Annotated in this window: 16 protein-coding genes; 7 read left to right on the plus strand and 9 right to left on the minus strand. The window is 69.9% G+C overall.

Annotated features, from left to right (window positions below; translation table 11 throughout):
- Positions 1-56 precede the first annotated feature (56 nt).
- Together ACFU5F_RS12450 and ACFU5F_RS12455 are read left to right on the plus strand one after the other, a co-directional pair.
- Positions 57-2237, plus strand: a complete 2181-nt coding sequence (locus ACFU5F_RS12450) for a RecQ family ATP-dependent DNA helicase (protein WP_383885767.1) — start codon at positions 57-59, stop codon at positions 2235-2237.
- A 256-nt stretch (positions 2238-2493) separates the two neighbouring features.
- Entirely contained in the window at positions 2494-3120 is a 627-nt protein-coding gene (locus ACFU5F_RS12455; protein WP_383885770.1) for a hypothetical protein, read from the plus strand.
- A gap of 411 nt (positions 3121-3531) precedes the next feature.
- On the opposite strand, the gene ACFU5F_RS12460 is transcribed toward ACFU5F_RS12455, so the two are convergent.
- The 3 genes from ACFU5F_RS12460 to ACFU5F_RS12470 form a co-directional block, all read right to left on the minus strand.
- A complete protein-coding gene (locus ACFU5F_RS12460) occupies positions 3532-4131 on the minus strand; it encodes a hypothetical protein (protein ID WP_383885773.1) in 600 nt (199 codons plus the stop codon).
- Between the two features lie 68 nt (positions 4132-4199).
- Complete coding sequence (locus tag ACFU5F_RS12465; protein WP_383885775.1) at positions 4200-4901, minus strand: ribonuclease HII; 702 nt, start codon at positions 4899-4901, stop codon at positions 4200-4202.
- An 82-nt stretch (positions 4902-4983) separates the two neighbouring features.
- On the minus strand, positions 4984-5607 hold the full coding sequence (locus ACFU5F_RS12470) for a TetR/AcrR family transcriptional regulator (protein ID WP_383885777.1): 624 nt from the start codon (positions 5605-5607) through the stop codon (positions 4984-4986).
- Between the two features lie 171 nt (positions 5608-5778).
- Here ACFU5F_RS12470 and ACFU5F_RS12475 point away from each other — a divergent pair, with 171 nt between their 5' ends.
- Entirely contained in the window at positions 5779-7326 is a 1548-nt protein-coding gene (locus ACFU5F_RS12475; RefSeq protein WP_383885779.1) for an MFS transporter, read from the plus strand.
- Between the two features lie 88 nt (positions 7327-7414).
- On the opposite strand, the gene ACFU5F_RS12480 is transcribed toward ACFU5F_RS12475, so the two are convergent.
- On the minus strand, positions 7415-9064 hold the full coding sequence (locus tag ACFU5F_RS12480; protein WP_383885782.1) for a DUF4153 domain-containing protein: 1650 nt from the start codon (positions 9062-9064) through the stop codon (positions 7415-7417).
- 255 nt (positions 9065-9319) lie between these two features.
- A complete protein-coding gene (locus ACFU5F_RS12485; RefSeq protein ID WP_383885785.1) occupies positions 9320-10222 on the minus strand; it encodes an ADP-ribosylglycohydrolase family protein in 903 nt (300 codons plus the stop codon).
- 609 nt (positions 10223-10831) lie between these two features.
- Here ACFU5F_RS12485 and ACFU5F_RS12490 point away from each other — a divergent pair.
- Together ACFU5F_RS12490 and ACFU5F_RS12495 are read left to right on the plus strand one after the other, a co-directional pair.
- Positions 10832-12073, plus strand: a complete 1242-nt coding sequence (locus ACFU5F_RS12490) for an IS110 family transposase (RefSeq protein ID WP_383885787.1) — start codon at positions 10832-10834, stop codon at positions 12071-12073.
- Positions 12074-12118: 45 nt separating this feature from the next.
- Positions 12119-12655: a DUF4240 domain-containing protein gene (locus ACFU5F_RS12495; protein WP_319369603.1), complete on the plus strand. Its 537-nt coding sequence runs from the start codon at positions 12119-12121 to the stop codon at positions 12653-12655.
- A gap of 95 nt (positions 12656-12750) precedes the next feature.
- On the opposite strand, the gene ACFU5F_RS12500 is transcribed toward ACFU5F_RS12495, so the two are convergent.
- Positions 12751-13410, minus strand: a complete 660-nt coding sequence (locus ACFU5F_RS12500; protein WP_383885790.1) for a histidine phosphatase family protein — start codon at positions 13408-13410, stop codon at positions 12751-12753.
- A gap of 124 nt (positions 13411-13534) precedes the next feature.
- Entirely contained in the window at positions 13535-14140 is a 606-nt protein-coding gene (locus ACFU5F_RS12505) for a YdbC family protein (RefSeq protein ID WP_383885793.1), read from the minus strand.
- Between the two features lie 154 nt (positions 14141-14294).
- On the opposite strand from ACFU5F_RS12505, the gene ACFU5F_RS12510 reads away from it, so the two are divergent.
- Positions 14295-14828: a TerD family protein gene (locus ACFU5F_RS12510; RefSeq protein ID WP_383885796.1), complete on the plus strand. Its 534-nt coding sequence runs from the start codon at positions 14295-14297 to the stop codon at positions 14826-14828.
- 96 nt (positions 14829-14924) lie between these two features.
- On the opposite strand, the gene ACFU5F_RS12515 is transcribed toward ACFU5F_RS12510, so the two are convergent.
- Together ACFU5F_RS12515 and nrdR are read right to left on the minus strand one after the other, a co-directional pair.
- Positions 14925-17822 (minus strand): vitamin B12-dependent ribonucleotide reductase, encoded by a 2898-nt coding sequence (locus ACFU5F_RS12515; RefSeq protein WP_383885799.1) that lies wholly within the window; start codon positions 17820-17822, stop codon positions 14925-14927.
- 158 nt (positions 17823-17980) lie between these two features.
- Positions 17981-18544, minus strand: a complete 564-nt coding sequence (gene nrdR, locus ACFU5F_RS12520; RefSeq protein ID WP_383885802.1) for a transcriptional regulator NrdR — start codon at positions 18542-18544, stop codon at positions 17981-17983.
- A gap of 539 nt (positions 18545-19083) precedes the next feature.
- On the opposite strand from nrdR, the gene lexA reads away from it, so the two are divergent.
- Positions 19084-19860 (plus strand): transcriptional repressor LexA, encoded by a 777-nt coding sequence (gene lexA / locus ACFU5F_RS12525; protein ID WP_059081483.1) that lies wholly within the window; start codon positions 19084-19086, stop codon positions 19858-19860.
- Positions 19861-19911: the final 51 nt, after the last annotated feature.

Genomic DNA, 19911 nt, shown 5'->3' on the forward strand with positions numbered 1-19911 from the left:
CCACAGTTCGACCCGCTCGTTCGCGCGATGTCCGAGGCATCGGGTTGCATGGGGCCATGAGCGACGAAGACCGGCCCACTACCGACCGCCAAGATCTGCGCACGACCGCCGATGCCGTGCTCGCCCGTCTCGTCGGCGCCCCTGCGGGCGCCGCGAGGCTGCGCGAGGACCAGTGGCACGCCATCGAGGCTCTGGTCGCGGACAAGCGCAGAGCCCTGGTGGTGCAGCGCACGGGCTGGGGCAAATCCGCGGTGTATTTCGTCGCGACCGCGCTGCTGCGCGAGCGGGGCGCGGGCCCCACCGTCATCGTCTCGCCCCTCCTCGCGCTGATGCGCAACCAGGTGGAGGCGGCCGCCCGCGCCGGGATCCGGGCACGGACCATCAACTCCTCGAACACGGAGGAGTGGGACACGATCCGCCAGGAGGTCACCGCCGGCACCGTCGACGTGCTCCTGGTCAGCCCCGAGCGGCTCAACAACCCGGACTTCCGTGACCAGGTGCTGCCCGAGCTGGCGGCCGCGACCGGTCTCCTCGTGGTGGACGAGGCGCACTGCATCTCGGACTGGGGTCACGACTTCCGCCCCGACTACCGCCGGCTGCGGACCATGCTGGCCGACCTCCCGTCCGGTGTCCCGGTGCTCGCCACCACCGCGACGGCCAACGCACGGGTGACCGCCGATGTGGCCGAACAGCTGGGCACCGGCGGCGGCACCGACGCACTGGTGCTGCGGGGGCCCCTGGACCGCGAGAGCCTGAGCCTCGCGGTGCTCGAACTGCCCGACGCCGCCCACCGCATGGCCTGGCTCGCCGACCACCTGGACGAGCTGCCGGGCTCCGGGATCATCTACACACTCACCGTGGCCGCCGCCGAGGAGGTCACCGCCTTCCTCCGCCAGTGCGGGCACACGGTGACCTCGTACACGGGCAAGACGGAGAACGCGGACCGGCAGCAGGCCGAGGAGGACCTGCTCGCCAACCGGGTCAAGGCCCTGGTCGCCACCTCCGCGCTGGGTATGGGTTTCGACAAGCCCGACCTGGGCTTCGTGGTCCACCTGGGCTCGCCGTCCTCCCCCATCGCGTACTACCAACAGGTGGGCCGCGCCGGCCGCGGCGTGGAGCACGCGGAGGTGCTGCTGCTGCCCGGCAAGGAGGACCAGGCGATCTGGGAGTACTTCGCCTCGGTCGCCTTTCCTCCGGAGGAGCAGGTGCGCCGCACCCTGGACGTCCTCGCCCACGCGGGGCGACCGCTCTCGCTCCCCGCCCTCGAACCCTTGGTCGAGCTGCGCCGCTCCCGACTGGAGACCATGCTGAAAGTCCTGGACGTGGACGGTGCGGTCCGCCGCGTCCAGGGCGGCTGGATCTCCACCGGCGCCCCCTGGGTGTACGACACCGAGCGCTATGCCTGGGTCGCCAAGCAGCGCACCGCCGAGCAGCAGGCCATGCGTGACTACGTGGCGACGCCGGGTTGCCGCATGGAGTTCCTGCGAAGGCAGTTGGACGACGAGGAAGCCGTCCCGTGCGGCCGGTGTGACACCTGCACCAAGCCCAGGTTCACGGACTCCGTCTCCCCAGCAGCCCTGGACGCGGCGCGCGGCGAGCTGGGGCGCGCGGGTGTCGAGGTCGAGCCCCGCAAGATGTGGCCGACGGGGCTGCCTGCCGTGGGGGTCAATCTGAAGGGGCGCATTCCGGCCGGTGAGCAGGCGGCTCCCGGGCGGGCGCTCGGGCGGCTGTCGGACATCGGCTGGGGCAACCGACTGCGGCCGATGCTCGCTCCCCAGTCCCCTGACGGGCCGGTACCGGACGATGTGACCAAGGCCGTGGTCGCCGTGCTGGCCGACTGGGCGAAGGGCCCCGGCGGTTGGGCCTCCGGGCAGAGCGACGCGCCACCCCGTCCCGTGGGTGTCGTGACCATGGCCTCCCGTTCCCGGCCTCAGTTGATCGCTTCCCTGGGCGCCCGGATCGCCGAGGTCGGCCGTCTGCCGCTGCTGGGGTCGGTGGCGTACACCGGCGCGGTCTCCCAGGTCACCCGTAGCAACAGCGCGCAACGGCTCAAGGCGCTCGACGGGGCGCTGACCGTGCCGCCCGAGCTGGCCGCCGCCCTTCAGGAGGCGGGCGGGCCGGTGCTCCTGATCGACGACGCCACGGAGACCGGCTGGACACTCGCGGTCGCCGCGCGCGTGCTCCGGCGCGCGGGTGCACAGGGGGTGTTGCCCCTCGTTCTGGCCGTCCGGGCGTGACCGACGGGGCGCCCGGCGGCAGGTCGTGCTGCCCGAGCGGTGCGGTCGAGTCCTCTGTGCAGGGATATAAGCAGTGAATCACCACAAAACTGCCAGTGGCCCCAATTGCTCGTTGCCGCAACCAAGTTCGCCAGGAAGAATTGGAGTCCGCTCCCCGCACGGCCTCACCGTGAATCGGTAGGGCTTCTGCCGCGGCGTGCGCTCCCCCAAGTCCGACCCTCGCCCGCAGAGTGGGCGCGTAGCCGAAGGGAGGATCGTGACCTTCGGATTCGCTCCGTCCTCGGCGGCCTCCGTGTCGACGTCTGCCGACCTGTCCGCCGCTTCCGCCAACCGGATGCTCGAGCCCGCGGAATGGGCCGCCGCCGGGATTCCGCTGCTGCGTAATCCCCGGGAGGTCGTCAACGGGCTGCACGCGCGACATCAACCCCGGCCAGCGACGGCGGTCATCGCCGTCCTGGATCCGGACGAGCGGTTGCGGGCGAGCGCCTCGTTCATCCGGCGTCCGGCGCCGGCCGACGGCTGGATGTTCCGCAACGCGCTCCTCGCCCAGCTGAGACGGGTGATTCCGCACGACCTGCGCCGACGGACCCCGGTACGGACGGCCGTGCTGCTCTACTGCCGTGACGGTGACGCGCGTTGGACGGAGGAGGACGGGGCGTGGATGTGGGGCCTGCGGGACGCATGCACGCTGCACGGGCTGCGCTGTGGTGCGTACATCACGCTGACACGTGACGGCTGGCAGGTTCTCGGTGAGGGCCGGGGCGGTCGCCGTCCCCACGCGGACTCGCCGGCCGAGCCCTTCGCCACGGCCATGGCACCCCCGCCCATGCCACGCACAGGCGGCGTCGCCTCGGAGGTACTCCGCCGGGTCGCGGCACGGTGAGCGGCTGAGGCTTCGGCCACGGACGGGACGGAGGGCGGGCCGACCACGCCCAGGCTGGAGCCTGCGGAATGGGGGCAAGATCCCCGGCCATCGCCCTTCGCACCCTCATAGGGGTGCCGTCCACCGACCCCGGGCCGGACGGCACCAGGGTCGGTCCGCCCACCAGGCCGGACGGCGCCACCGCACGCACCGCACCGCACCGCACCGCACCGCACCGACCAAGGATGACGACGCAACCTCCGCCCTACGGGATCTCGCGCGAGGCGTCCCCGGACACGCCGAAACACCCCGCAGGCACGCCGAAGCGCCCCGTCACGGGGTGTGGCCGTCGCGGGACCCGGGCTGTCGTCCGGGCGCGAAACGGCTCCCCGGCGACCCCTGAGGGCCGACCGGGGCAGGTTCCGCAGTCGCTCAGACTCCGGCGCCCAGTACCGAGTTGATCGTCTGCGGGTCGCCGCACACGATCAACAGGGTCCGGGCCCGGCCGAGGGCCTTGGGCAGCGCGGCGACGGCATCGGTCCCGCCGTTGACGGCGACCACGACCACGGGACGCGACGCGGCCCGCTCGGCGGCCGAGGCATCGGCGTAGAAGACATCGTCGCCGGCGTCGTGCTGCGCCCAGTAGGCGGCCTCGCCGAAGGAGAGCTCGTGGGCGGCCCACGGGTGCGGCTCGCCGGTGGTGATCACCAGCACGTCGCCGGGAGCACGGCCCGAATCCAACAGCAGGTCGACGGCTTCTTCGGCGGCGTCCAGCGCCCCCTCGGCCGAGGCCGGGATCAGCTGGATCTGCGGGGTGGCGGCAGGGGCGGACGGTCCGGGCCTGGGCGCGGCATGCGCCGCACGCTGGGCCGGCACCGGCCGGGCAGGACCCGGACGACCGGGACGCGGCGGAGCCGCGGGACGGGGACCGGGTACGGGACGGGGGGTCGGTGCGACCCGGCCGCTGGCCGGAGTGGCACGCGGGCCCTGGGCACTCTCGTGAATCTGAGGCTCCTCGGGAAGGAGAGGCATGAGCTGATTTTTATCAAACGCCGGTGCGACTCGCGTCGGCGGGTGGCACATGAGTGCGAACGGATCTGTCAGAAATCGAAGCCGAGCTGGCCCTCGATCTCCGGAACGTTTCCGTCCGCCCAGTAGCGGGCCTTCTTGAGGTGCCGCCACTGGGGCAGCGCATCAAGATACGCCCACGACAACCGGTGGTACGGGGTGGGGCCCCGCTCCGCCAGCGCGGCCTTGTGGACAGGCGACGGATACCCGGCGTTGGCCGCGAAACCGAAGTCTGCATGGTCGACACCCAGTTCGGCCATCATTTTGTCGCGCTGAACCTTGGCGATCACCGAGGCGGCCGCAACGGCGACGCAGGACTGGTCGCCCTTGATCACCGTGCGGACCCGCCAGGGAGCGCCCAGGTAGTCGTGCTTGCCGTCCAGGATGACCGCATCGGGCCGGACGGGAAGGGCCTCCAGTGCCCGAACCGCCGCCAGCCGCAGGGCAGCCGTCATGCCCAGGTCGTCGATCTCCTCCGGAGAGGCGTGACCGAGAGCGTGCGACGTCACCCACTTCAGCAGTTCCTCGGAGAGCGACTCGCGCCGCTTGATCGTCAGGAGCTTGGAGTCGGTGAGGCCCTCGGGCGGTCGGCGCAGTCCGGTGACCGCCGCGCAGACGGTGACGGGGCCGGCCCACGCTCCGCGCCCCACCTCGTCGACACCGGCGACGATCTTCGCTCCGGTCGTGGCGCGCAGAGAGCGCTCGACGGTGTGGGTAGGTGGTTCGTACGGCATGGCGCCCTTAGCCTACGCCGCCCGCACCCCTCCTCGACACCCAGGTTTCCCGGGGCCGTCTCCCCCTTCCCGGCGACCCCGCTCAAGCACCCCCTCGCCGCAGCAGCGGCACCATCAACTGGTCGATCAGCTCCTCGATGTCTCGCTCACTCCATTCGCTGCCGCACATCTTCGAGCGGTACATCATCATGGCGGGGATCGCGTCGAAGACGTAGCTGTTGGCCGCATCGGGACGCACCTCACCACGCCGGATTCCCCGCTCGACGACCTCCCTCAGCAACCTGACCATCGGCTCCACGACGCCTCCGATGATGACGTCATGGAAGCGTTCGGCCTGAAGGGTGTCGCATTCGTGAATCACCGAGCGCAGCGCGAACCCGGGCCGGGAGAACATGGCCGCGCGCGCCTGACGGCACAGCTCCAGCAGATCCTCGCGCACGCTCCCGAGGTCCGGCGACTCCTCGAAGCGGGGCAGCCCGGCCTGGAGCGCGTCGGCCACGAGGTCCTCCTTGGAGGGCCAGCGCCGGTAGACCGCCGCCTTGCCCGTCTGGGCGCCCGCGGCCACCCCCTCCATCGTGAGGCCGCTCCAGCCGACGGTACTGAGCTGTTCGAGCGCGGCATCGAGGATCGCGCGCTCCAGTACGGCGCCGCGCCGACGCGGGGAGGCCGTCCGAGCGGGAGCGGCCGTCCAACGCGAAGTGACCATCTGTGTTTCTCCGTTGAGCCGAGGGGGTGGGGTGCGGGGAGCGGAAACGGTGGAGCGGCACCTTCCACGACGGCGACTTCAATGAACGCTTGCGTTCACTAAGGGGGACTCACTACCGTGGATGCGTCAGTGAACGCAAGCGTTCACTAAGGCACTTGTGGGGGACCCATAGTGACGACCTCTCCGTTGATTCAGGATCAGAAGCCGGGAGCCGCCCGCCGGGAGGGGCATCCCGGCATCGCGCTCGCCGTCATCGCGGCCTGCCAACTCATGGTGGTACTCGACGCGACGATTGTGAACATCGCCCTCCCGCACATTCAAGACGCGCTCAAGTTCAGCACCACCGACCTGACATGGGTGGTCAGCGCCTACACGCTGACCTTCGGTGGTCTGCTGCTCCTCGGCGGCCGGGCCGGTGACATCCTCGGCCGTCGCCGTGTGTTCATGACCGGAATCCTCGTCTTCACGCTCGCCTCGCTGCTCGGCGGACTCGCCCAGGAGCCCTGGCAGCTGCTGGCGGCGCGCGCCCTCCAGGGCGTCGGCGGGGCGATCGCGTCACCGACCGCGCTGGCGCTCATCACCACGACGTTCCCCGAAGGGCCCGAGCGGAACAGGGCGTTCGGCGTCTTCGCCGCCGTCTCCGCCGGTGGCGGGGCCATCGGCCTGCTCGCGGGCGGCATGCTCACCGAGTGGCTCGACTGGCGATGGGTGCTGTTCGTCAACGTGCCCATCGGCGTGCTGATCGCCGTCCTCGCGCCGATGTACATCAGCGAGTCCGAGCGGCACCCGGGACGGTTCGACGTCGCGGGGGCGCTCACCTCCACGGCCGGTATGGCCTCGCTGGTCTACGGGTTCATCCGCGCGGCGGAGGAAGGCTGGCGCGACGGCCTGACCATCGGGTCCTTCACGGCGGCCGCGGTCCTGCTGCTGGTGTTCGGCCTCATCGAGCGGCGCGCCAAGGAACCGATCACCCCGCTGAAGATGTTCACCGACCGCAATCGCTCGGGCACCTACGTGATCATGCTGAGCCTCGCGGCCGCGATGTTCGGAATGTTCTTCTTCATCGTGCTGTTCGTGCAGAACGTGCTGCGGTACACGCCGATCGAGGCCGGCCTGGCCTTCCTGCCGGTGACCGTCGCGATCGTCACGGGCGCAGGACTGTCCCAGCGGTTCCTGCCCGTCCTCGGGCCCAAGCCGTTCATGGTGGTCGGTTCGACGATGGTCGTTCTCGGTCTGAGCTGGCAGACCCTGATCAGCCCCGACAGCTCGTACCTCGGCGGGGTGCTCGGACCGATGGTGATGTTCGGCTTCGGCATGGGACTGAACTTCGTGACGCTCACCCTGACCGCGGTCTCCGGGGTCGCCCCGCACGAGGCGGGCGCGGCCTCCGGCCTGCTCAACGTCACCCAGCAGGTGGGCGGTTCGCTCGGTCTGTCCATCCTCACCACGGTCTTCGGTACGGCCAGCCGTGACGAGGCGGACAAGCAGGTGCAGCTCTTCATGACACAGGCCACCGCCGAGCAGAAGGCCGAGTTCGCCAGGACCCAGCAGCTGCCCGCGCCCTGGGGGCACGAAGTGCTCGCACAGGGCATCTCGACAGCGTTCGTCCCGGCTGTCGCGATGGCCGTCCTGGCCCTGGCCACCGCCACCCTCGTGATCAGGGTCCGCAAGAGCGACCTGGAAGCCCTCTCCGGCACTGCCGGACCCGCCGGAGGCTGACCGGCGGCCGCGTGAACGACCGGACCTCGCCCCCGCAGGCCGACGACAGGGGGCGTGGCCCGGCCGGGCGCTCCCGAGCCCGGCCTTGTCAGCGATACAGCTCCGGCTCCGGCTCACCACACGCCGGACCGCTCGCCCCCGGCACCGGCGGGCGCTCCTGAAGGACACGCCTGGCCTCGGCCTCGCCCCAGCTCGTGGCGTACCAGGGAAGGTGCCGCCGCTCTTCCAGCTCCTCCTTGATGTCCCACAGCGCGCACGACCTCATGGGCTCCGCCAGCCGGTCCAGGGCGGGCACCGCGTCGGCGGACAGCCCTCTGGCGTAGGGGAGGTCGAAGCGCCCGGTCGTCTCGTACCGTTCGACGTTGCGCTCCGCGATGAGCGCGTCGGGCGACACGAGCCCGAACGCGAGCACCGCGGCGGCCGCGCAGGCCGCGACGGCGCGCGGCAGCCAGCGGGCGCCCCACACACCCGCGGCCATGATGAGCACGATCACCAGACCGAGGAAGATCTCCATGGTCAGCACCGAGATCCTCAGCCGAGTGAGCCCATAGGCGTCCACATACATGTCCATACGTCGCACCGCGGACGCCACGACAACGAGCGCCAGCGCGCACAGGGTTCCCAGCACACCGTGCACGAGCCTGCGGTCACCCGGACGAGTGCGGGGCGCCCAGCGCAGGGCGATCACGATGACCAGCAGGGTGAGCAGCGTGGCCATGAGCAGCTGCCAGAATCCCTGGCGCGCGTACTCGGCGTACGTCTGACCGGTCTCCTTCAGGACGGCGTCGTAGCCGCCGAAGAGCACGGCGAGCTGGACGGCGTTGAAGACGGCGAAGAGCGCGATGAGCCCGATCAGCGGCAGCGCCCATTCGGCGCGCCCGCGCGCGCGTCCCGCGGGCACCTGCACGCGGTCCCAGCGGGTCGGCGCCGCCGCCGTACGGGCCGCCGCGAGAGTCCCGAACAGGCCCAGCGCGAGGAGCAGGACCCGCCAGGGCCCGTCGGACACCGTGACGTCGGGCACCAGGGCGCCGAGCAGATCCGCGAAGGCCGCGTCGGCCCCGGCGAACAGGGCGCCGAAGACGAACAGCAGGACCACGGCCACGACGACCGCCCGGAACAGGGGTGCCAGACGGCCGCGGTCGCCTCCCACCCGCTCGCGCAGCCCCCGCCAGCCCCAGGCAGGGCCGGTGACCAGCGAGGTGAACACGCCGATCGGGCCGAGCAGGACCGCGGGCCAGGTACGGCCCCCGTGCAGGGCGATCGAGCCCACCGCGAGCGCGGTGACGACGGCGAGGAACGACGGCCATTCGGCGGCGCGCAGCGCGGGCACGGTCAGCAGGGCGGCCCCGGCCGCGCCCCAGACGAGCGCCCACGGCCGGGGCCGCCGGCCCGCTCGCCGTCCGGCGGCGTACACGGCGATCGTGGCGGGCACGGCGACGACGAGTATGTTCACCGCCAGACCCTCGCCCAGCAGCAGCATGCTGAGGACGCCGGTGGCCAGGGCGGCCCACAGGGTCGTGGTGCGGACGGGCGCGGGTTCCCCGGGCCTGACGTCGAGGGCCTTGGGCACCTGCGGCGGTTCAGGCAGCTGGATCCGCGCGGGCCTGCCCGTCCTGTCCTCCGGTGCGGCGGCTGCGGTGCCCGTCGGCGCGGAGCGGCTCTCCCCGCTCGCGGCGCGCGCCCTGGACGCCGGGCCTTCGGGCTCCGGCGCGGCTGGTACGGACGGTGTCTCGGACATGGGCCCCCTCCCCCGACCGGCCCCGTCGCGCCCGTACGCAGCGCATGGCTACGGCAGCAGCCGCGCGGCCGGTACCTCGTCGCCGCGTCCTGTCATGATCAACAGGCGGCGTGGCGGACAGGCTATGTCGCAAGGGCGCGGCCATGACCGACCGAGGAATGCACTGTGGCACTCCTGTGACAGTCGGGGCGGTTGAGACCGATGGGTCCCGAACCGACCGATGAGGCCCGGACAGCACGGGCCTCATGAGGCCGGCTACCCCACCCGCAGCCAGTCCGGGAACGCCTCGGTCTGCTCCACCCAGGCCTCGGGGGGCGTCCCTGCCTTCCCGGAGGCGACCACTCCGCCGACGATGGCGCAGGTCGTGTCGACATCGCCGCCCACCTGGGCCGTCGTCCAGAAACCCAGCTCGTAGTCACCGAGGGCGCGTGCCGCCGACCAGAGCGCGAACGGCACGGTGTCGTGCGCGGTCGTACGCCGCCCACAGCCCAGTACGGCGGCCACGGTGTCCGCGTCGGCGTAGTCGAGCATGTCCCGGGCCCGGCGCAGCCCCGCGCCGACCGCGCTCTTCGGGACGAGCGCGATGACGCCGTCGAGCAATGCGCCCGCGCTCGGCGGTCCGGCCGGGTCGGCCGCGAGGGCGGCGGCAGCGGCCACGGCCATGGCGCCGACGACGGCCTCGCGGTGCTGGTGCGTGGGGTAGGCCGAGATCTCCGCCTGGTGGGTGGCCTGCTCGGGGTCGTCCGCGTACCAGGCGCCCAGGGGGGCGATCCGCATGGCCGCGCCGTTGCCCCAGGAGCCCTGGCCGTTGAAGAGAGCGGAGGCCAGTTCACGCCAGTCGCCGCCTTCCCGCACCAGGCGCAGCAGGCGGTTGACCGCGGGCCCGTAGCCCCGGTCGAAGTCGTGGTGCACGGCGAAGGAGTGGGCCAGCCGGTCCTGGTCGATCCGGCGGTGTGCGGCCAGCACGGCCACCACGGAGCAGGCCATCTCGGTGTCGTCGGTCCACTGCCAGGGGCCGGACGGGACCTCACGGCGCTTGAGCAGCGGATAGTTCACCGGCACGAAGTACTGCGAGCCCAGCGCGTCCCCCACCGCAAGTCCGCGCAGGCTGGACAGGGCACGCTCCAGGCGGCCGTCGGAAGAGGAGTCAGCGGTCATCGCCCTGCCACTCTAATTCGTTGCTGACGGATCCAGCACCCCCCACCACCCAGGTGGTTCTGCTGGGTCTGTTCGAGCACGAGGACCGTGACATCTGTTGCCACTCCGGCTGATGAAAGCCTCCGGATAGACCGGTGCACGGGCCTGTGCTTGTGGTGGTGGCGGTCGCGTGGGCGTCGAGCGGATGTCTTCACGCGACTTGGTCCATGCGAGACCTACCCAGAGAACGGCGGCGCTCGACGTCCTCGCGGCCGCCACCACCGAGGCGGAAGTTGACGGGCTCGCGAGGGTCGATCGGACGCCCATAAAGGGCCTGGCCTCGACGCCTCCTACCAGAGTGGCGGCGATCGCCCCCACCCCGTCAACAACCGTCGGCTTGATCACTCGTTGGAGTTGGTGGTGCGAGCCCTCCGCACGGTGACCTCTTGATACACCCGAGCCGGTTCGAGCTCCCGAGTAGACCGAGGCCCGTGGGGTGAGCTGGTGCCACGAACACGGCTGATGAGGTGTCGGACCAGCCCCGGTGGCTAAGTCCTGGAATTAGGTCGCTGCGTGGCCCGCATGCGCTCGTGACCAGCGCAAACACTCGCGCCATGGGGAGGGAACAACTTGATCTACTGCGGAATCGACTGGGCCGAACGCCACCACGACGTCGCTCTGGTCGACGACACCGGCGAGCTGATCGCCAAGCGCCGCATCACCGACGACGCTGTCGGCTACCAGCTGCTGTTAGATCTGCTCGCCGAGTACGGCGACACGGAGGACGCCCCCATCCCGATCGCGATCGAGACCTCCCGCGGCCTGCTGGTCGCCGTGCTGCGGACCGGCCAGCGCCAGGTCTTCGCGATCAACCCGATGGCCGCCGCCCGCTACCGCGACCGCCACTCCGTCTCCCGCAAGAAGTCCGATCCAGGCGACGCCCTGGTCCTGGCGAACATCCTCCGCACCGACATGCACGCCCACCGGCCCCTGCCACAAGACAGCGACCTGGCCCGCGCCATCGCGGTCCTCGCACGAGCTCAGCAGGACGCCACCTGGAACCGGCAGCAGAACTCCAACCAGCTCCGGTCTCTGCTGCGCGAGTACTACCCGTCCGCCCTGGACGCCTTCGCCACCTGGCAGAACGGCCTCTGCCGTCCCGAAGCACGAGAACTGCTCAGACTCGCCCCCACGCCCTCCCAGGCCGCGCGACTGAGCCGCACGCAGATCCGGGCCGCGCTCAAGCGAGCCGGCCGCAAACGCGGTATCGAGGCCGAGGCCGACCGGATCCGCGAGGTCTTCCGCGCTGAGTGGGCCCACCAGCCGCCGCTGGTCGAGGACGCGCTCGGCAAGCAGACGCTCGCCCTCCTGATCCAGCTGGAAGCCGCCTGCACGGCCGCTGACGACCTCGCGAAGGCGGTGGAGGAGGCTTTCCCCCAGCACCCGGACGCCGAGGTCATCCTCAGCTTCCCCGGCCTCGGCGTCCAGCTCGGCGCCCGGGTGCTGGCCGAGATCGGCGACGACCGAAGCCGTTTCGCCGACGCCCGCGGCCTGAAGGCTTATGCCGGCGCCTCGCCGATCACCAGGGCCTCCGGCAAGAAATCGAGCATCATCCGGCGGAGGGTGAAGAACGACCGGCTCAACCATGCGGGCTACCTGTGGGCCTTCGCGGCTCCTAACGGATCACCCGGGGCCAGGGCCCACTACCGGCGCCGACGCGACGTCCATGGAGACTGGCACGCGGCCGCCCTGCGCAACCTCTTCAACCGGATGCTCGGCCAGCTCTATCGCTGCCTCCAGGAGCACACACTCTTCGATGAGTTGGTCGCCTTTCCGACGCCGAGCTTGGAGGCGGAGAAGGCAGCGGCGTGACGTCAAGAACCCCTCTGTCAGTACGAGGTGGCAAGCTCTGCCACCATGAACAAGCAGCAGTTCTGGGAGCTCATCGCGGCGGCCCGCGACCGGGCGATCGCCCCACACGAAAGCGAAGCGGTCGCTCGCGAAGCGACCTCGCTGCTGGCCGACCGGCCAGTCGAGGAGATCGTCGCCGCTGAACAGGTGCTGTGGGACCTGATGGCTGAGTCCTACACCAATCCTCTGTGGGCCGCTGCTTACACCGCCAACGGCGGGTGCTCTGACGACGGCTTCGACTACTTCCGCGGCTGGCTGATCGCCCAAGGCCGCGAGGTCTTCGAGCGCGCAGTCGCTGACCCGGATGCCCTCGCGGAACTGCCCATCGTTCAAGCCTCTGCGGCCGACGGCATCGACCTGGAGGGTGAGGACATGCTGGGCATCGCCTGGAACGCACACATCATGGCGACCGGCGATCAGCTTCCCGCGGACTCACCCACCATCCGCTACCCGCAGCTGGACCCTGCCTGGGCCTTCAACTTCGACGACTCAGACGAGATGACTCGCCGCCTGCCGCGTCTAGCTGCCCTCTACCTGCAGTAGGTCACAGCCGGAGCCGGACCCATCGGGAAGCTCTACGGGCAATCGCTGTTCGAACACCGCAGCCAGCGCCTTGACGAGTTAGCACCATGAGGTGTCTATCCGGTGGCCCCGTACGATTCCGGGTTCCGCCAGCGGTCGAACGGCCGGTCGAGCGTGTACTTGCCGTCCTCTCCGAGAACGAGCATCCTCATCTCCGCGTTCCCGGGATTCGACAGCGACTCGAACTCCGCCACCGTCCAGTGGAACCAGCGCATGCAGAACAGCCGCATGGCGAGCCCGTGGGTGACCAGCAGGACGTTCGGCGGGTGGTCGGGATCCTCGAAACTGCGGAACAGACTCTCCAGGAAGCCGCCGACCCGGTCGTACACGTCGGCGCCGGACTCGCCCTGCGCGAAGCGGTAGAAAAAGTGTCCGTACGCGTCCCGGTACGCCTTCTGGAGCCGGACCTCGTCGGGGTCCTGCCAGTTGCCCCAGTCCTGTTCGCGCAGCCGGGGCTCCTCGCGCACCCGCACCTGTTCGGGGTTCAGATGGAACGCCTGGAACGTCTCGTGGGTGCGGCGGTAGGGGGAGACATAGACGCTGACGCGCTCGCGGCCGAGGACGTCGCGGATGCGCTTTCCCGTCTCCTCCGCCTGCTGCCAGCCCAGATCGGTGAGCGCGAGAGCATGGTCGGGCTCGCGCTCGTACACGGTGTCATCAACATTGCCCGTTGATTCGCCGTGTCGGACAAGGATGATGCGCCGTGGTCGTGCCATGCCAAGACCCTAAAGGGGACGAGGGCGGATCGAGCACTTCTCCGGGTGCCATACGGCGTAGGTCACACAGGTCCCACCCATGGATCGCACAGGTTTGCTATCCGCACCGACGCGAGTTCGGATGTCAGACCGTCCAGCTCGGCTCCAGTTCCACGATGTCGCCCGCCAGGGCCGCGACGTCGGCCTCCAGCTGGGCCCGCAGGGCGAGGCGCTCGATACGTTCGGCGCGGTACTTGCCGTGCTCGGCGGCCGACTGCCACATGGAGAGGATCACGAACTCGTGCCCCGGCGCCTCACCGAACAGCCCACGCAGCATCCCCGGAGAGCCGGCCATCGCCGGGTTCCAGACCTTCTCCTGCATCAGCGCGAAATGCTCGGCGCGCTCCTCGTGGACACGGCAGTGCGCCACCCGCACCAGATCGGCGTCGGTGAAGCGGGGCTCGAAACCGGTCTTCACGTCGAAGCGGTGGTCGAAGAGTTTGACCTGCGCGTCCTTGAACGTGCCGGACTGTGACGCGGCGAGCCGGTCGTGGGAGCGTGCCATGAAGGAGTCGTAGAAGGCGCGGCTCTCCCAGAAGGAGAAGATGTGCGCCACGCCGGGCCGAGCCCGGCTCCAACCCCCACCCTGTCCCCGGAAACCCGGCTCCCCCGGAAGCCCCGCCCACTTTCGCTGCCCCCGCTCGAACCCACGGCGGTCCACCACGGTGCAGCGAATCCACTTGACCAGCACCGCGCCATGGTAAGGCCACGGAACGTGGCGGCGGTCACTCTCCGGCCGGTTGCACCCGGGCGAGCGCCCCGACGCGCGTGCAAGGATGGACAACTGGCCTGGACCGCCAGGCAGTTCGGCCCGCACGCACAGAAGGACGGGGAGGAGAGTTCTGTTGAACGGCCTCAACAAGGGCATCCGCAAGGTCGAGGTGTCGCTGAAGTGGGATCCGAGCCCCACCGGACAGCCGCCGACGGACCTCGACATCGTCGCGGCGACCTATCCCGCGGCCGATCCGAGCGGCGATCCCGCCTACGTCGTCCACTTCGACAGCCGCTCGCCCGACGGCACCATCACCCTGAACCGCGACAGCAAGAACGGTCAGGGCTTCGGCTGGGACGAGATGATGACGGTGGAACTGAACCGCCTCGACGGCCGCTACGGGCGGGTCGTCATCGGTGTCGCCATACAGCAGGGATCCGGCACGAAGACCTTCGCCGGTGTCCAGAACCCCGGCCTGCGCATCCGCGAGGGTTACACGGTCCTCGCGGAGGACGACTTCGGCACCGTCCTCGGCTCCACCGCGGCGACCGTCGCCGCATTCGTCCGCGACACGTCCGGCGAGTGGACCTTCCATCCGGGTATCACCGGATACGACGAGGACCCGGCGACCTTCGCCCGCGTCATGGGCCGTCCGCCCCGGGCCTGACCCACGCCCCCAGGGACGCGAGCACGCCGAGGGCGGTGGAGCCGGACTTCGGCTCCACCGCCCTGACGTGCCGGTTCGCGCCCGGAGGCACTCAGATCAGCTGCAGCCGCTCGTCGAGCCGCAGCCCTCGCAGATGTAGCAGGAGCCGGCTCGCTGCATCTTCGTACCGCAGGAGAAGCACAGCGGGGCGTCGGCCTGGATGCCCAGCTGCATCTCCACCAGCTCGGCGCTGGTGTGGGCCTGCTTCGGGGCGGGCTTGGCGCCCTCCTCGTCGGCCTTCGGAGCGGAGACGGCCTTCAGGGACTGCCGCGGCGCCGACTGGGACAGGCCCTCGACGTCCACCTCCACGTCGTCGAGGATCGGCTCGTACGAACCGGTCTCCAGGTGACGCTGACGCTCCTCGGCGGAGTGGATGCCGAGCGCGGAGCGCGTCTCGAAGGGCAGGAAGTCCAGCGCCAGGCGGCGGAAGATGTAGTCGACGATCGACGCCGCCATCCGCACGTCCGGGTCGTCCGTCATACCGGCCGGCTCGAAGCGCATGTTCGTGAACTTCGAGACGTACGTCTCCAGCGGTACGCCGTACTGCAGACCCACCGAGACGGCGATCGAGAAGGCGTCCATCATGCCCGCGAGGGTCGAGCCCTGCTTGGACATCTTCAGGAAGACCTCGCCCAGGCCGTCGTCCGGGTAGGAGTTGGCGATCATGTAACCCTCGGCGCCGCCGACGGTGAAGGACGTGGTGATGCCGGGGCGGCCCTTCGGAAGGCGCTTGCGGACCGGGCGGTACTCGACGATCTTCTCGACCGTGGCCCGGATCGTCTCCTCGGCCTTCTCGGTGATCTCCGCCTTCTCCGTCTCCTTGGTCTTGGCGGAGAGCGGCTGACCGACCTTGCAGTTGTCGCGGTAGATCGCGAGCGCCTTGACGCCGAGCTTCCAGGCCTCGAAGTAGATCTCCTCGACCTCCTCGACGGTCGCCGTCTCCGGCATGTTGACCGTCTTGGAGATGGCGCCGGAGATCCACGGCTGGATCGCGGCCATCATGCGGACGTGACCCATCGGGGAGATGGCGCGCTCGCCCATGGCGCAGTCGAAGACCTCGTAGTGCTCCTGCTTGAGGCCGGGGGCGTCGATCACATTGCCGTGGTCGGCGATGTGGGCGACGATCGCCTCGATCTGCTCCTCCTGGTAGCCCAGGCGGCGCAGGGCCTGCGGGACCGTCCCGTTGACGATCTGCATCGAGCCGCCGCCTACCAGCTTCTTGAACTTGACCAGCGCGAGGTCCGGCTCGACACCGGTGGTGTCGCAGGACATCGCGAGGCCGATGGTGCCGGTGGGGGCGAGCACGGAGGCCTGCGAGTTGCGGAAGCCGTTCTTCTCGCCGAGACGCAGCACGTCCTGCCAGGCCTCGGTGGCGGCGGCCCACACCGGGGTGTCCAGGTCGTCCATGCGGACGGCCGTGCCGTTGGCGTCGGAGTGCTGCTTCATGACGCGGTTGTGGGCGTCGGCGTTGCGGGCGTAGCCGTCGTACGGGCCGACGACCGCGGCGAGTTCCGCGGAACGCTTGTACGCGGTGCCGGTCATCAGGGAGGTGATGGCACCGGCGAGGGAGCGGCCGCCGTCGGAGTCGTACGCGTGCCCCGTCGCCATCAGCAGGGCGCCGAGGTTGGCGTAGCCGATGCCGAGCTGACGGAAGGCGCGGGTGTTCTCGCCGATCTTCTGGGTGGGGAAGTCGGCGAAGCAGATGGAGATGTCCATCGCGGTGATGACGAGCTCGACCACCTTGGCGAAGCGCTCGACCTCGAAGGACTGGCGGCCGAGGCCGTCGTCCTTGAGGAACTTCATCAGGTTCAGCGAGGCGAGGTTGCAGGACGTGTTGTCCAGGTGCATGTACTCGCTGCACGGGTTGGACGCGGTGATGCGGCCGGACTCGGGGCAGGTGTGCCAGTTGTTGATCACACCGTCGTACTGGATGCCCGGGTCGGCACACGCCCACGCGGCCTCGGCCAGCTTGCGGAACAGCGCCTTGGCGTCGACCTTCTCGATGACCTCACCGGTCATCCGGGCGCGCAGACCGAACTCGGTGCCGTTCTCCACGGCCGTCATGAACTCGTCGTTCACGCGGACCGAGTTGTTGGCGTTCTGGTACTGGACGGACGTGATGTCGTCGCCGCCCAGGTCCATGTCGAAGCCCGCGTCGCGCAGGGCGCGGATCTTCTCCTCTTCCTTCACCTTGGTGGCGATGAAGTCCTCGACGTCCGGGTGGTCCACGTCCAGGACGACCATCTTGGCGGCGCGGCGGGTGGCACCGCCCGACTTGATCGTTCCGGCGGAGGCGTCAGCACCCCGCATGAAGGAGACCGGGCCCGAGGCGTTGCCGCCGGAGGAGAGCAGCTCCTTGGAGGAGCGGATGCGGGACAGGTTCAGGCCGGCACCGGAGCCGCCCTTGAAGATCATGCCCTCTTCCTTGTACCAGTCGAGGATCGACTCCATGGAGTCGTCGACGGACAGGATGAAGCAGGCGGAGACCTGCTGGGGCTGCGGGGTGCCCACGTTGAACCAGACGGGGCTGTTGAAGCTGAAGACCTGGTGCAGGAGGGCGTACGCCAGTTCGTGCTCGAAGATCTCGGCGTCGGCGGGCGAGGCGAAGTACTTGTTGTCCTCACCGGCCTTCGTGTACGTCTTCACGATGCGGTCGATCAGCTGCTTGAGGCCGGTCTCACGCTGAGCGGTGCCCACGGCGCCGCGGAAGTACTTGCTGGTGACGATGTTGACCGCGTTCACCGACCAGAAGTCGGGGAACTCGACGCCACGCTGCTCGAAGTTGATCGAGCCGTCGCGCCAGTTGGTCATGACGACGTCACGGCGCTCCCAGACCACCTCGTCGTACGGGTGCACGCCGGGGGTGGTGTGGATGCGCTCGATACGCAGGCCCCTGTTCGCCTTGGTGCCCTTGGCGCGGGAACTCCGTGCCGGACCGCTCGCCGTCTCTGTCATGCCGCCTCCCTGTACGGGCGAAAACGCCCTGAAGTGTCGCGTTGTTCCCGTGACACGGTGTTCTGTCTTGTGTCGCGACCCGGCTGGAAAGCCGCTCACGACAGGCCTGGATCGCCGCCGATCGTCCGGACTCCTCGGTCCGGCGGTGCGGCCCGCCGTCAGTCGGCGGCGTGGGCGGGCACGGGGACCTGCGCAGTCCCTCCGGACCCGCGGTCGGTCTTCGGGCACTCCTCGGCCGCGCCTTCGACGTCCTCGTCGTCCGCGCCGGGGTGCCTGTGCTGCTGGTTCCTGAGTTCCCCGATGGCGGCCTCGAAGTCCTCCAGCGAGTCGAACGCCCGGTAGACCGAGGCGAACCGCAGGTAGGCGACGAGGTCCAGCTCCTGCAACGGGCCGAGTATGGCCAGCCCCACGTCGTGGGTGGTCAGTTCGGCACTCCCGGTCGCGCGCACCGCCTCCTCGACCCGCTGGCCGAGCTGGGCGAGCGCGTCCTCGGTGACGGGCCGTCCCTGGCATGCCTTGCGGACACCGTTGATGACCTTCGTGCGACTGAAGGGCTCGGTCACGCCGGACCGCTTGACCACCATCAGCGAACACGTCTCCACCGTCGTGAAACGACGGGAACAGTCGGGACACTGGCGGCGCCTGCGGATCGACGTGCCGTCGTCCGTCGTACGACTGTCGACGACACGGCTGTCGGGGTGCCTGCAGAAGGGACAGTGCATAACTCCAACCCTCCTCACAGCACGACTCGATAGCCCCCACAGACCTCTTGGGCCCCGCGGAAGCAGACCCAGCATAGGGGATGACCAAGAGCCCTAGGACCCGGGGGACCACAACTTCTGGGCTGTTACAGCAATCCAAGCACTACATGTAGGGCTAGGCACGTAAATCCACCTACGGCGCGCGTGTCGCCCACAGAGGGACGGGTGCCGGACGGACGTACCGTCGCGGAGCGCAGCCACACCGTCGCGGAGCGGACGGGGGCCGCGGAGGTGCGGCACGGAAAAAGGGGTCGGTACTCGGCCGGTGGAGCACCGGGTGGCAGACTGGGCCACGCGGCGACAGCGGCCCACAAGGCCCGTCGTCCCGGCGGTGAAGAGTACAGCAATCAGCGCTTTTGTCCGCCAGAGCCGCAGGCCCTACACCCAGACAGATGGCCACGTCCGGTAATCCACGGTTTTTCACTCGAACGTGTGTTTGGCGCAACCTTTCGAAAGCAACTACCGTTGTGCTGCACGGGAGACCATCGAGAGGGGCCGACGTGACCACCACCGCTGACAGTGCCACCATCACTGCCCAGGACCGCTCCCAGAGCCGACTCGAGCCGGTGCATGCGATGAACGAATCCACGAACCATGAAGGGCCCAAGCGAGCCCTGCCCGGCCGACCTCCAGGCATCAGGGCGGACAGCTCCGGGCTCACCGATCGGCAGCGCCGGGTCATCGAGGTGATCAGGGACTCGGTGCAGCGGCGTGGATATCCGCCGTCGATGCGCGAGATCGGCCAGGCGGTAGGCCTGTCCAGCACGTCCTCCGTGGCGCACCAGCTGATGGCGCTGGAGCGCAAGGGCTTCCTGCGCCGCGACCCGCACCGCCCGCGCGCTTACGAGGTCCGCGGTTCCGACCAGTCCTCGGCCCAGCCGACGGACACCGCGGGCAAGCCGGCCGCTTCGTACGTGCCGCTCGTGGGCCGGATCGCCGCCGGTGGCCCGATCCTCGCCGAGGAGTCCGTCGAGGACGTGTTCCCGCTCCCCCGCCAGCTGGTGGGTGACGGCGAGCTCTTCGTCCTCAAGGTCGTGGGCGACTCCATGATCGAGGCCGCCATCTGTGACGGGGACTGGGTGACGGTCCGCCGTCAGCCCGTCGCCGAGAACGGCGACATCGTGGCCGCCATGCTGGACGGCGAGGCCACGGTCAAGCGCTTCAAGCGCGAGGACGGCCACGTCTGGCTGCTCCCGCACAACGCCGCCTACGAGCCCATCCCGGGTGACGACGCGACCATCCTCGGCAAGGTGGTGGCCGTCCTGCGCCGCGTCTGACCCCTCTGCGGCGGACGGCCCGTGCCCGTCCCCGCCCCTGATCCGGGCCCC

The sequence above is a fragment of the Streptomyces sp. NPDC057438 genome, assembly GCF_042802995.1.
Taxonomy (GTDB): domain Bacteria; phylum Actinomycetota; class Actinomycetes; order Streptomycetales; family Streptomycetaceae; genus Streptomyces.